We start from the raw sequence: 16,349 nt of genomic DNA, 5'->3' as shown, positions 1-16,349 counted from the left end.
ATGTCTCGCTACTACGTGCCACCCGTATCTTTTTTCATTTGTAGCACTTGAACTCCGGTAAGAAGTCCCTCACCGCCTCTCTGGTTGTGGTTGCGTCGCTGTTGGCTTGGTGGTCGCAGGCTGAATCGTTGGGAAGTTCCGCTTTTGCTTTGCAGCAGCTGTGGAGTTCCTGGCTTCCTGGCAAGAGCGCCCAAGGCCGGATGCCCTGGCTGATGCCCGCGCCCGACACACCCCGGGTAGTATTGCCCGACACCAGCCGCTACCGTTCCAGTCGCCGGCCCAAAGTGGCGCCCGCCGACCGAGCCGGCACGCCCTTGTCGCCGCAGCGCCGCCGGTCCCCCCTTATCCTGGGGTTGCCGTCGAACATCACGCAGCAGGTTTCGCCCGATGACAGCCTAGAGTATTTCGATATTCAGGAGCGGATTGGGCAGGAGCTTGACTTCCGGGACCCTAGCCGCATGAGCTTTCGGGAATACTCTGAATGGCAGCAACGTCAGGCTATACGAGACTACTTTCGAAATCGTTCGGCTGGCGGCGTAACCGGTGATGAGAATACGGCGGCAACCCGCCGGATCATCCCCAAAATCTACCTGGGCCCCATGGCCGACCGGATTTTCGGCGGTAGCTACGTGGATATTCGGCCTGCCGGGGCGGTTACGCTCCGGGCCGGCGCCCGGTTCAGCCGCAACGATAACCCGACGCTCACGCTCCGCCAGCAGCGCATCGGCGACTTCCAGTACGACCAGAACCTGAACCTGAACCTGACCGGGCAGATTGGGGAGAAGGTGCGCCTCACCTTCAACTACGACACCAAAGCCGCCTTCGACTTCGAAAACAACATGAAGCTCGACTACACGGGCTTCGACACTGATATTATCCGGAAGATTGACCTCGGCAACGTGAGCTTGCCGCTCAACAACTCCCTGATTCAGGGCGGCCAAAACCTGTTCGGGGTGAAAACCCAGCTGCAATTCGGGCGCATGGCCGTAACGGCGGTAGCCAGCACCCTGCGCGGCCAAGCCGATGAAGTGCGGGTGCAGAACGGCGCCCAAGGCCGGCAGTTTGAAATCAAGGCCAGCCAGTACGAGCGGGACCGGCACTTCTTTCTGAGCCAGTTCTTCCGCGACCGGTACAACCAGGCCCTGCGCAACCTGCCCACCGTGCAAAGCGGCGTGGAAATCCGGCGCCTGGAGGTATACATCACCAACGACAACCGCCAGAGCGACAACCTGCGCAACGTGGTAGCCCTCATGGACTTAGGCGAGCCCCGGCGGGTGTATCGGCGGGCGCTTTTAGGGTCTGGCACGAACAGCACGGCTTCCAACGCCAGCAACCAGGAGTTTCAGGCCATTCTGAACGGTGGCGCCGCAGCCCGCGGCGAGCTAACGGTAGACAACTACCTGAACACGCTGCCGCTGCAAAACCTGAGCAAGAACGTGGACTATGAGCACGTGCGGGCCCGCAAGCTCGATGCGCGCGAATACACGTTCAATGCGCAGCTCGGCTACCTCTCGCTCAATACCTCGCTGCTACCCGAGCAGGTGCTGAGCGTGAGCTACGAGTACATCTACAACGGCCGCACTTATAAAGTAGGGGAGCTGGTGGATGATTACGGCACCGTGGGGCAGGACCAGGTTATCTTCATGAAGATGCTGAAGGCCACCAACCCGGCGGTGGGCTTGGTGAACCTCAACGACCCCACCATCAATACGCCGCAGAACAACCCCAACGCGGCCACCAACAACCCCAACCTGCTGACGGGCAACCTGCCCACCTGGGATTTGATGATGAAGAACGTGTACCCGTTGAATGCCTCGCAGCTCAACCGGGACAACTTCCAGCTTCAAATCATTTACAAGGACGACGAAACCGGGGTTGACCAGATTTCGCTGAAGGAAGGCAGCCAGATAATCAACCGGCCGCTGGTGGAAGTGCTCAACCTCGACAACGTAAACCCCAACAACGACCAGAACCCCGACGGTAACTTCGACTTCTTTCCCGGCATTACCATCGACCCGGAACTAGGCAAGATTATCTTTCCGGTGGTGGAGCCGTTTGGCGACTTCCTGCGCACCCGGTTTGTGGCAGGAGCTGAAGATGCCCTGATCAACAAGTACGTGTACCAGGAGCTGTACACCCAGGTGCAGAGCGACGCGCAACAGCGCACCGAGAAAGACAAGTTTGTGCTGCGGGGACGGTTTCAGGCCACGGCCACCAACGAAATCAGCTTGCCCGGCCTGGGTATTGCCCAAGGGTCGGTGCGCGTGCGGGCGGGCTCGGTGCTGCTGGAAGAAGGCCGCGACTACCAGGTGTTCTACGACCAAGCCATTGTGAAAATCCTGAACCCCGCCTACCTCAACTCGGCCAACGAGCTGCGGGTGGAGTTCGAGAAAAACGCCTTGGTGCAGGTGCAGCCGCGCAAGCTGCTTGGCATGCGCATGGACTACCGCCTCAACCCCGACATCAACTTTGGCGCGACGGTATTGCACCTGCGCGAAAACCAAGCCCCCGGCATCAACCGCGTCAACATCGGCGACGAGCCCGGCAACAACACCATCTACGGCTTCGACGTGAACATGCGCCGCGACTCGCGCGCCCTCACCAAGTACCTGGATATGCTGCCGTTTATCAACACCAAGGAGCCGTCGTCGGTGGCCTTTAGCGGCGAGTTTGCGCAGTTGCTTCCCGGTAAGTCGCAGTTGGGCAACGGGGAAAACGGCGTATCGTATCTGGATGACTTCGAGAATGCGCGCACGCCCTACACGCTGGGCGGCCTAAACTCGGCGGTGGCCTGGCGGCTGGGCTCCACGCCCCGCTCCTTCCCTAACTTCAACAGCAACGACAGTACCGCTGCGTTTCGCCGGGCCAAGCTGGCGTGGTATTCTATCGACCAGACGTATTATACCAACGGTACCAACAAGCCCGCCAACATCGGCGAAGTACGCAACCACTACATCCGAGGCATAGAGCGGAATGAAATTTTCCCGAACCGCGACGTGGGCACCTCCGGCAACGGCTTCGAGTATTCATTTGACTTGGCGTACTACCCGGCCGAGCGGGGCCAATACAACTACAACCCCATAGCCGCCAGCGGCCGTTTCCCTGGCCAAGAAGCAATTCGCAACTACGGAGCAGTTTCGCGCGAAATCACCTTCGACACCGACTTCGACAACGCCAACGTGGAGTACCTGGAGTTCTGGATGCTGGACCCGTTTATCAATGGCAACAATGGCCAGATAGACGACAGCGTGAACCCGCCCACCAACAACACAACGGGTGGCAAGCTGCTCATCAACCTGGGCTCGATATCGGAAGACGTCCTGAGTGACAACAATCAGTACGAGTTTGAGAATGGCCTGCCTACCGACCCTGCTGACCCAGATAATATCACGCGCCGCACGCCGTGGGGGCGCGTCACGCGCCAGCAGTTCCTGACTGATGCCTTCAACAGTTCGGGCCGGACCCGGCAGGATATTGGTTTGGATGGTTTGGATGACACCGAAGAGCAGGCCTTCTTTTCTTCGGCCTTCGGCGACGACCCGTCGGGTGACAACTTCCGTCACCACCTCGACCCGTTTTACGACCAGAACAACGTGAACATTCTGGGCCGCTACAAGAGCTACAACGGCATGGAGGGTAACTCCCGCGAAAATAGCCAGCTCAGCTCCACGTCTTTCCCCGACAAGGAGGACCTAAACCGGGACAACGTTATTTCCGAAACCGAACGGTATTTTGAATATGAGCTGAATCTGAAAAAAGATCAGCTTGCCGTTGGCAACAACTACGTGGTAGACAAAGTGACGCGTAGCATCCGCGGCGAACAGGTATCGTGGTACCAGTTCCGGATTCCTATCCGCACGCCCACCCGCGTGCAGAGTCCCGATGGTTCGCCGCCCAGCTTCAAGTCGATTCGGTTTTTGCGCATGGTGCTCACCGAGTGGCAGCAGCCAGTGGTACTGCGGCTGGTGCAGCCCCAATTTGTTGCCAACCAGTGGCGCCGCTACCTCGGCCCGATTTCCGACCCTAACATTCCGTGCGTGAACTGCGGCGACGCTGCTGCTGCCTTCAACATCAGCACCGTAGGGGTGGAAGAAAACGGGGGCAGCAACACGGCTGGTGCCGTACCCTACGTGGTACCGCCAGGCATTCAGCGCGACAAAGAGTACGGCTCCAGCACCGTAAACCGCCAGCAGAACGAGCAAAGCTTGAGGCTGTGCGTGGAAGACCTGCGCGACGGATTTGGGCAGGCAGCTTACAAAAACCTTAGCCTGAACCTGGTGCGCTATAAAAAGCTGCGCCTATTCCTGCACGCTCAGACCGAAGACGAAACCATACGCGACGGTCAAATGCAGGCCTTCATCCGCCTCGGTACCGACTACAACCAGAACTACTACGAGTATCGCCTGCCACTGGTAATTACCCGCGCCACGGGCGGGGGAGGCAACATCACGGCCGAGGAAGTGTGGCCACTGGCTAACCGCGTAGATGTTGAGCTTCAGCGCTTTATTGATGCCAAAGCCGAGCGTAACCAGTTGAGCGTATCGTATCAGGTTCCCTTCGTGAAGACCTTCCCCGACGGCTCCAGCATCACGGTGCTTGGCAACCCCGACATCAGTGCGGTGCAGGGCGCAATGATTGGCTTGTTCAACCCGGCCAACGATTTGCAGTCCAAGTCGATGTGCTTGTGGGCTGATGAGTTGCGGGTGTTCGACTTCGACAAGGAAAATGGCTGGGCCGCCACGGCCCGCTTCAATACCAAACTGGCCGACGTGGCCAACATTACGGCTACCGGCAGTTTCACATCGGTAGGGTTCGGGGGCTTGCAGGATAAACTTTCCCAACGCTCCCTCGACGACATCAAGCGCGGCGACGTAAATGCCACGGTGGCCGTGGAAAAGTTCTTCCCCGAGAAGCTGGGCCTGCGCGTACCGGTGCTGATTCAGGCCGGCCACGAAAGCCGCTCGCCCAAGTATGATCCGCTCGACCCCGATACCGAGCTAAATCAGTCGTTGCGGAAGTTTGAGAATGATGCCGAACGAGCAGAGTACCGCAAGGAGGTCATCGACCAAACCAACAGCCGCAGTATCAGTGTGCTGAACGTGCGCAAGGAACGCACCAACACCGAGCGAAAACCCAAGCCCTACGACATCGAGAACCTGGCGCTCAGCTACTCCTACACTGAGCGCACCCACACTGATATCAACACCGACCGGGACTACACCCGCACCTACACCGGGGCCGTGGCCTACGTGTACCAGACCACGCCCAAGAACTACACCCCACTGGCCCGGGTGAAGGCGCTGGATTCGCCGTACCTGAAGTTTTTGCAGGAAGTGAACTTCACGCCGCTTCCGTCGCGCTTCTCGTTCCGGGCCGATATCGACCGGCGCTACAACGAGCGGTTCTTGCAGCGGGTACTGGAGCCGGGCACGGTGCCGTCCACGCTGGGCATTCCGGGGGTGTTCCAGAAGTCGTTCTATTTCAACCGTATTTATGACATGCAGTGGGCCCTCACCAAGGCCCTCACGTTCGACTACACGGCCAATAACCGCTCGGTAATTGACGAAGGCATCGGCAGCACCATCGACGATTCGCCGGAGGCCCGCGCCAACCGGGAGCAGCTGCGCAACAACCTGCTGCGCGGCGGCCGGACCACCAACTTCAACCAAACCGTAGCCCTCACTTACCGCCTGCCCCTCGACAAGTTCCCGCTCACCGATTGGCTGTCGGCGGATGCGCGCTACGCCGCTAACTACACCTGGCAGGCGGCCTCCACGGCTTTGCGGGCCCCCATCTATCCTTCGGAGCCCGACAGCACCGCTACCGAGGAAGTGAAGCTGGGCAACACCATTCAGAACAATGGCGAGTTGAGTGCCAACGGCAAAATTGACTTGGTGAAGCTCTACAACAAAGTGCGCTTCCTCAACATCATCAACAATGCCCCGCCACCCGGCAAAGGCCCCAACAAAGGCACCGCCGCCCCAGCCCTGGGCCGCGTTAGCCCAGATGGTAAAGACCAAGCCGCTGCGCCCGACACCGCCAAAGGCCCGGAGCTACGCGCGCTGAAAGCCGTGCTTCGGTCCCTGATGACGGCTCGCTCCCTAAACTTCACGTACACGCGCAGCAACGGTACGCTGCTGCCTGGCTACCTGCCCGGCACCCGATTCTTCGGCCTCAACTCCGATTGGGATGCCCCCGGCGTGCCATTCCTGCTGGGCCGGCAGTACGACCTGAACAGCCTGTACGCACGGGCTAACCGCAACGGCTGGTACACCCAGCGCAGCGACCTGTTGAACACGCCCCTCAGTGCCCTGCTCACCGAAAACCTGACGCTTCGCACCACCCTGGAACCCTTCCGCGACTTCAACATTCAGGTGGAAAGCCGGCGGCAACTGGTGCGCAACCGGGAAATATTTTACCGCACGATAGTAGATGAAACCACGCTGCTGCCATTGCCGGGAGCAGTGCCTACAGCTAGCAATCCGTTGGGGTCGGGGTCGTTCAGCACTTCGGTTGTCACCATTCAAACCCTGTTCGGCGACTTATCCTCAAGCGGTACTTTCTCGAAGGCCTTCGACCGGTTCAGGAAAAACCGTGAGTTTGTGCAGCAGCGGCTTCAGGCAACCGTTCCAACGTCAGCCGGTCCCACCACGGTACCGCTGGGCTACTATGGTTACAACTCGCAGGACGTTCTGATACCCGCTTTCCTGGATGCCTACAAAGGCAAATCGTCGGATGGCTACGAGGCCAAGAAGTTCAAGCCCTTTGCGCAACTGCCCATTCCTAACTGGAATATTCAGTACAACGGATTGGCTGAGTTGCCTTTCGTGAAAAAGTATTTCCGCTCTATTGCTCTTACGCATGCGTATTCCTCGGTGTACAATGTGGCCAGCTACACCACGTCCTCGGTTTACACGGCCGAGCCCGCGCAGCTAAGCACCATCACCAACGCTACGGGCCAGTACATTCCGTACTACGTATTGGGGCAGGTAAGCATTGCCGAGCGCCTTACCCCGCTTATCGGGGTGCGGTTCCAGACGCTGGAGAAGATTACCGGCAACCTGGAAATCCGGACGGAGCGGGCCGTAGCGCTTAACACCACCAACGCGCAAGTGACCGAGCTGCACACGCAGGAGCTGGTTATCGGGTTTGGTTACGCTACCAACCGGCTCAAGCTGCCGTTCCGCATTGGCGGTGAGCAAAAGATTCTGAAAAACGAGTTAACTGCCCGCCTCGACTTAAGCATCCGCGACAACGTGACCATTCAGCGCACGATTGAAGACGTGGTAGACCCGCAGAACGCCACGGCCGCCCTGCCTGCATCTATTGGCCGCCCAACTGGTATTGCCACCAACGGTACCAAACAGGTCCAGCTCCGGCCTACTGTCGATTATGTATTGAACCAGCGCCTAAATCTGCAATTCTTCTTCACCCAAACCATTACCGAACCACGCGTAGAGAATTCCTACCGCAACTCCACCACGGAAGGCGGTATTCAGCTCCGCTACAGTTTGTCGCAGTAAAGGTGAAATAGTGGGCTAGCGAAAAGGTGCGGTTCAGGTTCTGATTGCGTAATTAGAACCTGAACCGCACCTTTTCGCTAGCCCACTATTTCACCTCTTCATTACTTCCGCGTACTTTTGGTCTCCCGCGCCCGTGCGGTCATCCCTCCTTTTCAAAACAGCTTTCCATGAATCTGCCCGCAAACCTCAAATACACCAAAGAGCACGAATGGGTCCGCGTTGAAGGTGACGTTGCCTACGTTGGCATCACCGACCACGCCCAAAAAGAACTCGGCGACATCGTGTATGTGGATATCGACACGCTCGACAAAGAAATTGCGCAGGATGAGGTGTTCGGCACCGTGGAAGCAGTAAAAACTGTATCCGACCTGTTCAGCCCAATTTCAGGTACGGTATTGGAAATCAACAGCCACCTCGACGGCACTCCCGAAGCCGTAAACTCCGACCCTTACGGTGACGGTTGGATGGTGAAAATCTCCATTGCTAATCCTGCCGAGTTGGAAGGCTTACTGTCGGCTGAAGCCTATGGCGAGTTGGTAGGCGCATAAGTATTCCGCTGTGGCTTCTATGCTAGCAACTGCCCCGCCCACGCCCCGGCGCCGGCCCCTGATGGGGCTGCCGCTGGCGTGGGCGGCCGTGGTTTTAGTGCTGACCTTAACCCCGGCGCAGGAAATGCCGGAGCTACCTCCGTGGGAGTTAATCTCCTTCGACACGGCGGCTCATGCCTTTGTGTTTGTGGTACTGGCTGTACTCACCATTTTCTCGGTTCGCCGGCAGCAGGCTTGGCCGCAATTACGGCGGTGGGGCTACCTGGTAGTGTTACTAGGCGGTACTGCATTCGGCTTGCTGATTGAAGTACTCCAAATGACCATGAACCTCGGCCGGCACGGCGAATGGTCTGATGGCATCAGCGACGCTTTGGGTGTAGTAGTTGGCTTGCTGCTAGGCTATGCCACGCGCCGTTGGTGGGAGTAACCAGCTATTCCAATACAGTAGCCATGCCCGGGGCCGTGAAGAAGTGGTTATGGATAGCACCTGTTTACTTCCTGACTACCACTCCGGGTGTTACTCAAGATATGCCGCGGGTCCGGCAAACCATTCAGGACCTCACTGCTCCCGCCATGCACGGGCGAGGCTACGTACAGCAAGGTGAACAGCGGGCCGCCTCGTATTTGCGCCAACGTTTTCAGAAGCTTGGACTACAGCCATTAGCCCCAAAATACACCCAGGCTTTTTCGCTCGACGTCAATACTTTTCCGGGGCAACTACAGTTTCAGGCCAGCGCTGGCAGTTCACACAAGTCTGCTCGGCGCTTTGTGCCTGGCGTTGATTTCATTGCCGAACCCAACTCCGGGGGCGGCCACGTAGCCAGTCGCGCCATTATCTTTGATTCGCTGGTGTTCACCGATGCCGCCGCTCGTCGTCGGTGGTTAGCGCACAGGCTGGCTGGCCAAGCCGTGGTGATACCTGCTCGTCAGCTGGCCCGGCTAGAGGCCCCCAATTTTCCCGACGATAGTCTGCGCAACTCCTTAAATGGCGCAGCTGCTCGTATTACGCTGGTAGCGCGGAAACTTACTGCTTCCTTAAGTGCTGAGCAAAGCCCCCAGATACGCCTGCAACTCCTCTCCGACCGTTGGCAGAATGCGCTACCGTGGCTTACCATCGGAGTGGAAGCCAACTTACGGCACCAGTACCCCACCCAGAATATTGTTGGCTATATCCCCGGCCGGATCCAACCCGATTCGTTTCTGGTAGTTACTGCCCACTACGACCATCTGGGTCAAATGGGCAACGAAGCGTATTTTCCAGGAGCTAATGATAACGCCAGTGGCACCGCCATGTTGCTGGAATTGGCCGCGCACTATACCCGGCCTGAAAACCGGCCAGCCTACTCTGTGGTTTTCCTAGCATTTGGCGCCGAAGAGGCTGGCTTGATTGGCTCACGGTACTTTGTGGAACATCCGTTGATACCGTTGAACCGCATCCGTTTCCTGATAAACCTTGACTTGCTAGGCACTGGCGACGAAGGGGCCACCGTAGTGAATGGCCGAGAGTTTCCTGCGCAGTTCCAACTGCTGCAACACCTCAACGAGTCGCAACACGCGTTGAAAAGTGTAGCCGCTCGAGGCAAAGCTGCCAACTCCGACCACTTCCCTTTCTCAGAGCGAGGTGTACCGGCTTTCTTCTTATACACCCGTGGTGGCATAGCAGCCTACCACGATGTGCAGGACCGGCCGGAAACATTGCCGCTTACTGCTTTCGCCAACGTCTTTACATTAATCCGCAGTTTTCTTGATGCGCTCCAAACGCAACCGGAGACCAAGTGAAGTAGCTTAGGAGCTATCCAGGGCTCAATAAAAACCCTTGCGGGAATCCGAATGCCATTGGCAGCATTCAGATCCCCGCAAGGGTTTTTCCTGTTAAGGAAGGATATTAAGCTTGGTGCTTATTCATTGGTTTTAACTGAGGCCATAATTTGCTTGGCTACAGTTTCCCACTCCGGCTTCTGACGGTCGGCGCAGGTGAAAGTGCACATCAGGAGCTTGCCTTCTACGTCAGTGAAGAAAATCAACTGATATACCTCGTGCCCAAGTTCAGGCTTCATTAGCTCAAGATAACCCACCTTACGGCCGCTGATTTCCTTCACTCCATTCCCAAACCATTTAGCCTCTTTAAACTGCTTGGAGTAGGTTTTGTAGAAGTTGTTGGCGTAGATGTCGATCATATCCTGATCGGCAGTGTTGTCCGTGTACGTGAAGGCTAGGCTAGCTTCTTTGCTGTTGGTATAGATTACGCTGGGCCGGCTTTGCGCCCGTGCGTAGTTGAAGTCCATTTGCTGTTCGCTCATCACTTCAAATCCTTTGGGGATAAGAATCTCAACCCGCTCACTCAGAACGCGCTTTTTGATGAGCTCAACTTCAGCGTAAGGCCGGAATGCCGCCAGCAAAAGCATGAGGCAGAAAGACAGAGGAAAAAGTACTACTTTTTTCATAATAAGTGACTGAAAAAAGGTGGATATCAACTTAAGTTTATCTCCAAGCATCACAGTGATACTCTGTTTGGATAACACAATTTACGAACTAAAATTCCATCTGCAAGAAATATCCAAAAAATAAATATCGCACATTCATCGCAGGTCGTTAAAAACGCCTTTTTTAAAGCATTCTGAGGCATAATCTTATTTTATAAATTTATCAATGAAACTGAATCATGAGTAATAGACTAAAATCAACAGGAGGCAAAGCGCAATATCAATTATACTGTCACATTGAAAAGTTATATTCAATGTGACACCGCATTTAATTGCACTTAAAGAATATTATTGATTTGTTCTTTTATTTTCTCTAGCTCCTCTTTCATACCGACTACTAGGTGCTGTACAATAGAGTCGTTGGCTTTAGAACCGATTGTGTTGATTTCTCGTCCGATTTCCTGCGAAATAAACGCTAATTTCTTTCCCGTGGGCTCTGGGATATATACAGTTTCGGTGAAATAGTGCAAATGGCTGACCAACCGTACTTTTTCCTCGGCGATATCTAGCTTCTCTATGTAGTAGATCAACTCCTGCTCAAACCGATTCTGGTTGAATTGCTCGCTACTGGCCAAGTCGGCTAGATGGGTGCGCAGCCGCTCCCGTACCTGCTCTACCCGGCTTGGGTCGTGGCGTTCTATTTCAGCTAGCTGAATCCGGATGTTGTCGAGGTAACTTAAGATTTCAGTGGTCAGCGCTTGGCCTTCCGTACGCCGAAATTCATTTACGCGGTCCAGTGCTTCTTGCACTAGCGGCAACAGCTCCTCCCATCCTATTATAGTATCGTCTTCCTGCTCGGGCTGGACGGCACTTTCCGTTGGCAAACGCAGGCTGCCAGGCAACGCTTTGGCAATAGCCGTCAGTTGCTCCAGCGAAGCACCGGTGCGCGCGCTCAACTCAGTTAGTTCCTGATAAGCAGCCGCTACAGCTGCTTGGTTTACAATAGTGCCTTGCGCACCGGTAGCGCGCACCCGGGCAAAATCGAAATTCAGGTTCACTTTCCCGCGCACCAAGCTCTTAGCCACAAGGTTGCGAATCTCCAATTCTTTGTCCTGCAAAAAGCGTGGTAGCCGAAGAGTGAGGTCTAGAGTTTTCGAATTCAGAGACTTAACCTCAACGTTGGCGGAATAGAGGGTAGTGTCGCGGTGCGCAACGCCGTACCCGGTCATCGATTGGAGCATATAGGGAAGTGAAAGGGATATAAGGCAAAGGTAGCTACCACGCCACGGTCAGTAGCGCAACAGGTGAACCAGAACTGGCCTGAACACAAAGAAGCCGGAACATATGTTCCGGCTTCTTTTGCAAGAGAGCAGTATTATGCAGCTACGAACTAGTAGGCCGTGTTCTGTGGGTCGAAATTGGCCCAGCCCTGAGTCCAGTTGTCGGAGCCGTTGAAAGCGCCCCGGTACGAGCCGTTGGTAAAGAATGAGTCGGCGGTTTTGCCAACGAAGATAGCGCCCGTCAGCAGCGGCGAGCTACTCTGAAGCGTGAAAGCCGGGCCATTGAGGTTGAACGAGTTGGCATTCAGGCCCAGGGCCATCAGACCAGTGCTAGCCACTACCTGGTTGTTTTTGCCGGAGCCGTTAAACCACGTCTGCACATCCGCATCGGTGAAAGCACCAGTACCAGTGTTATTGGTAGCCCGCAGTGGCGTGTTGCAGTTTGCAACAGTGATACCACGTAGGTCTAGCTGCGCGTTATTATTGCCTTGAACGTTCGACCAGGTTGAAATGCCGTCAAGGCGCAATCCTTCAGGATACCCTGCGAATACAGAGTTATAGATACTGATAGCCGTATTGCGGCGCAGGTGCATAGCCGACTGGTATACCCCACTACCCGACGCTTGAGTGGTGGGAGGCGCACCGGCCGTCACGAACACGCTCATGTTGCTAAACACAGGTGCCGTTAGCGGGAGGCCAGCATTGTCGCCGGTGGCAGGAGTGCCGGGGTTGAAGTTGTCTGACTCAAAGGCATTGGAACCGGACTGGTCGGCGAATTGCGGGTCACGCAGGGAAAGGCCGTACTGTATTTTGCCGGTGAAGCCAAAATCGGTGTCGAAGTCGTCGTCGAAGCCGCGGTAAGCTACCAAGTGCTTGGCATTTACGGTGCCGCCAAACCACTCGAAGGAATCGTCGCCGGAATACGACACCTGCACGTAGTCGATTTGGGTGCCCGAGCCTACGCCGTACATCGTCAGGCCGTTGATTTCGCTGTTTGCGGTGGTCGAGAGCGGAATACCAGCAAACTCGATGCGCACATATTTTAGACTGCCTGAATTATCGGCTACGCTGGTGCCCCCGAAATTGCCACGAATACCGCCTTCCATCTCCGTGCTGAGTGAGCGGTTGATGGGCGCGCTACCCACCAGTACCAGCCCGCCCCAGTCGCCGTAGTTGCGGGTGCCGGGCGCTTTGGCGGAAGTGAAAACGATGGGGTTCGACTGGGTGCCTTCGGCAATAATTTTGGCGCCACGCTCAATAATCAGCGCCCCTTTGGTGGTCTGGTCGCCGAAGATTTTAGTACCGGGCTCGATAGTTAGGGTGGTACCGCTCGTGACGTACACAAAGCCTTTCAGCAGATATTTCTCGTTGGCGCGCAACGTGCGGTTTGCGCTAATCTCGCCCTCCAGAATCACACGACCGGCGCTATCGGTTGGGCCGCTGGGATCTTGCGTGGAAGGAGCGTTATCGTTGTTGTCCTCACAGCTGCTGAGCGACGAAGCACTGGCTAAGGCCAGCATAGCCAACAGCAACATTTTCGGAAAGCGTTTCATAAAAGGGGTTTGGGTGAATGAAACAATAGAGGAGCCAACGGCTGCTATTACCAATTGAAATTCAGACCCAGCGTGGTGCTGGAGCCCCGGCGGAACGAACGGTAGGCACCATCGTTGTTTGAGTACTTGTTGTTGCGGTCCAAGTCTTGCACCAACTGCACGGGCTGGTTGAAGATGTCTTGCCAGGCGGCGCGCAATTCCCAGTGTTTGGCCAGACGCTTGGTCAGGACCAGGTCCAGCACGTTACGGGGCACTTCAAACAGAGTGGGGTTGTCGACGTTGCCTACTGCGAAAATGCGCGGGCCTACCACGTTGTAGAGCAAGCTCAGTTGTGTACCACGCTCGTCGTCGTTGTAATAAGCACCTAGGTTGATGAGGTAAGGAGACTGGCCCTGCAAAGGGCGGCGCTGCGTTTGCGTATCACCTACATAGGTCGACTTCACTTGGCCGCTGGCATCCGGAATCATTACGTACTCCCCTAGTTCTACTCGGCTGTAGATGTAGGAGAAGTTACCAACAAACGACAGGCGCTCCAGCCACCGCGAGGCAGATATACCGGCCAGCGACTTCCGTACTTCGGCTTCCACTCCATAGCTGGTAGCCGACTGCGTGTTCACGCTGGAATAACCCAACACGTTGGCCCCACCCACCGAACTGTTCATGAACGTTTCAATAGGGTCGTTGAAGTGCTTGTAGAAGCCGCCCAGTGTGATTTGCTCGCCCGTAGAAGGATACATTTCCCAGCGCAAATCAAGGTTTTGAACCTTAGCCGTTTTCAGGGAGGCGTTACCTTGCACGTCGGCATTCAGGTTGAAGTCGTAAAAGCGGAAAGTGGAAAGCTCCCGGAACTCAGGCCGGTTGATGGTTGAGGCATAAGCCGCACGCATCAGCATCTTATCGGTTAGGTTGTACGACAGGTTTAGAGAAGGCAAGGGACTGAACAGGCGCTGCCCACCTTTCACAGTGCCGCCACCGCGGAACTGGTTGTTCACCACTTGGTCGTTGTATTCGCCTCGGAAGCCTGCTACCCCCGTAAACTTGCCGAGTGGCAGAGTAAGGCTGGCATAGCCGGCCGCCAGGGTGTTGCTAGCATCGTACACGTCGTTGGGGTCAGTACCTTCCTGTAAGGCAAAGCCGCCGTTCTGGCCGGTCAGGTTCTGGTTGCTGAACACCTGGTCGACGGGTTGCAAGCGGGTACCGCTGCCAGTAGCACCGGTATTGCCCACGTTGGTATAGCCGAACCAGCGGGCCGAAAAGTCACGGTCTTTGCGCTCAGCATAAAGCCCGGCCTTCAACTTGATGCCACCTTCTTTATTGGTGGAATCTGTTGTGAATTGATGCACTACATTGAGTGCCGCTGATTCCACTCGCTCGTTGAGCTTAGAGAAATAGCGCGAAGCATCCGTCAATACAGGCTGAGCACCGGTTGCTACCCCAAAAGGCGCAGGTGAACCGTCGGTGTCAAGTCCGCCTAGGGGGCGCAGGTATCGTACCCGGCGCCAGTCGGGCTCGGTGCGGTGGGTATAAGCAAAGCCACCTACCCAGTTGACGGTTGTTTTGTCGTTGGGTAACTCATGGTTGCCAATCAGCTGGCCCGAATAGATACTACGGCTCTCAAACCGCTCGGAATACGAGCGAGATTCGTTGGAAGCTACCTTATCTTCACCTTCTCGTACTACCGTTTCGGCGGCACCGAGCTGGTTGAACAGGTTCTTGAACTCCAGGGTGCTGTGGCTATTTAAACGCAACCAGAAGTTTTGCACCACGCCCAAACGCACTTCATTGTTGTAAGCCTGGTCTTGGTATTCGGCGTTGGTAGCTTTGGGGTCGTCACCCAAAGTATAGAAGGTCAGATTAGGCGTGGTGGCTACGTGGTAATTGCCGTAGTTGAGGCTGGTGAGCGTACCTACTTGCTTTTCGCCTAGCTCGAAACGACGACCCATGCTGAAAGAAAGCCGCAAATCGGGAGCGGCCTGCGCCGAGCGCACTGCCCAGTTGTTGGGCAACTGACGACCATAAGCAGCCTGTAGCGTGAGGGGAAGGTCACGGCTGATTTTGCCGGGCCAGTTGTCGGGGATGGTGCGTTTGCCGCTGTCGAAGCCCAGCCAATCGTATTTGCCGCCTTCGTATTTCTGCACGTCTTTGAACGTGGTGCCATTGCGGTAGCCGCCTTGCACGCTGAACGAGGTGAAGTTCTCTTCGGGGGCGCGCTTGGTGTATACCTTAATTACACCACCGGCAAAGTCGCCGGGCAGTTCAGCCGAGCCCGACTTGAAAATCATCATCCGGTCGATAACGCTGCTCGGAATCATATCGAAGGCAAACGCCCGCGTATCCACTTCCGAGCTAGGCGTCATCACATCATTGAGCATCACGGCGTTGTAGCGCTGCACCAAGCCGCGTACCAGCACGAAACGGTTGTCCTGAATACTTACGCCCGGCACGCGGCGCGCAATCTGGGCGGCGTCGCGGTCCTGCGACTTCACAATCTGCTCGCTCGATACGCCCACGGCTACTAACTGCGCGTTGCGTACTTCCGAAATAACGGCTACCTCGGTATTGGTGCGGCGTTGCGCCGTTACTACCACTTCGCCGAGGGCGGCCGAGGAGCTGTTCAGCTGGGTATTCACTACCACTACCTTGCCCGATTCCACTTGCAGCCCCGGAATGGTTTTGGTGGAATAAGATACCGAGTTGATAACCAACGAATAAGTAGCTACTGGCACTTTGTTCAGGGTGAAGTTGCCGTCGAGGTCGGTGGCGGCCCCAATGGAAGTGCCTGGCACGCCTACGCTAGCCCCAATAATAGGCTCCTGCGTAGTGGCATCTTTTACGGTGCCTTTAATGGTGCCGGTCTGGGCCCAAATGGCGGAGCTGCTAGCAAGTAAGAACAGCAGCAAAGTCAGAAAACGGGTAAGAATCAGGTTCATGGGCTTGAATTATGCCGCAAAGCTCCTGCTTCAGCGTTACCTCAGTGTATCCTCAATATTACCAAATCGTAAAGGCCCTTTTCCAGCATCTA

The 16,349-nt window shown here is 56.0% G+C and carries 8 protein-coding genes; 4 read left to right on the top strand and 4 right to left on the bottom strand.

All coding sequences use genetic code 11. The features are described from left to right. Nucleotides 1-212 precede the first annotated feature (212 nt). The 4 genes from sov to J0X19_RS03250 all read left to right on the top strand — a co-directional run bounded on the left by sov (nt 213) and on the right by J0X19_RS03250 (nt 9,850). Nucleotides 213-7,523, top strand: a complete 7,311-nt coding sequence (gene sov, locus J0X19_RS03265) for a T9SS outer membrane translocon Sov/SprA (protein WP_242581931.1) — start codon at nt 213-215, stop codon at nt 7,521-7,523. Nucleotides 7,524-7,690: 167 nt separating this feature from the next. Further along, on the top strand, nt 7,691-8,071 hold the full coding sequence (gene gcvH / locus J0X19_RS03260) for a glycine cleavage system protein GcvH (RefSeq protein ID WP_206981062.1): 381 nt from the start codon (nt 7,691-7,693) through the stop codon (nt 8,069-8,071). Between the two features lie 19 nt (nt 8,072-8,090). Further along, nucleotides 8,091-8,498 (top strand): VanZ family protein, encoded by a 408-nt coding sequence (locus J0X19_RS03255; RefSeq protein ID WP_206981060.1) that lies wholly within the window; start codon nt 8,091-8,093, stop codon nt 8,496-8,498. 101 nt (nt 8,499-8,599) lie between these two features. Further along, nucleotides 8,600-9,850, top strand: a complete 1,251-nt coding sequence (locus tag J0X19_RS03250; RefSeq protein ID WP_206981058.1) for a M28 family metallopeptidase — start codon at nt 8,600-8,602, stop codon at nt 9,848-9,850. 119 nt (nt 9,851-9,969) lie between these two features. Here J0X19_RS03250 and J0X19_RS03245 read toward each other — a convergent pair whose 3' ends face one another. The 4 genes from J0X19_RS03245 to J0X19_RS03230 form a co-directional block, all read right to left on the bottom strand. Further along, nucleotides 9,970-10,515: a hypothetical protein gene (locus J0X19_RS03245; protein ID WP_206981056.1), complete on the bottom strand. Its 546-nt coding sequence runs from the start codon at nt 10,513-10,515 to the stop codon at nt 9,970-9,972. Between the two features lie 317 nt (nt 10,516-10,832). Beyond that, entirely contained in the window at nt 10,833-11,723 is an 891-nt protein-coding gene (locus J0X19_RS03240) for a YicC/YloC family endoribonuclease (RefSeq protein ID WP_242582000.1), read from the bottom strand. A gap of 161 nt (nt 11,724-11,884) precedes the next feature. Continuing rightward, a complete protein-coding gene (locus J0X19_RS03235) occupies nt 11,885-13,327 on the bottom strand; it encodes a cell shape-determining protein MreB (RefSeq protein WP_206981051.1) in 1,443 nt (480 codons plus the stop codon). 47 nt (nt 13,328-13,374) lie between these two features. After that, nucleotides 13,375-16,257 carry a TonB-dependent receptor gene (locus tag J0X19_RS03230; protein ID WP_206981050.1) on the bottom strand — a complete coding sequence of 961 codons (2,883 nt, stop codon included), beginning with the start codon at nt 16,255-16,257 and terminating at the stop codon, nt 13,375-13,377. Nucleotides 16,258-16,349: the final 92 nt, after the last annotated feature.

This window comes from Hymenobacter telluris (assembly GCF_017313265.1).
GTDB lineage: Bacteria > Bacteroidota > Bacteroidia > Cytophagales > Hymenobacteraceae > Hymenobacter > Hymenobacter telluris.
Note: the sequence above shows the minus strand (reverse complement) of the source record. Positions and strands in the feature narration are given on the sequence as shown.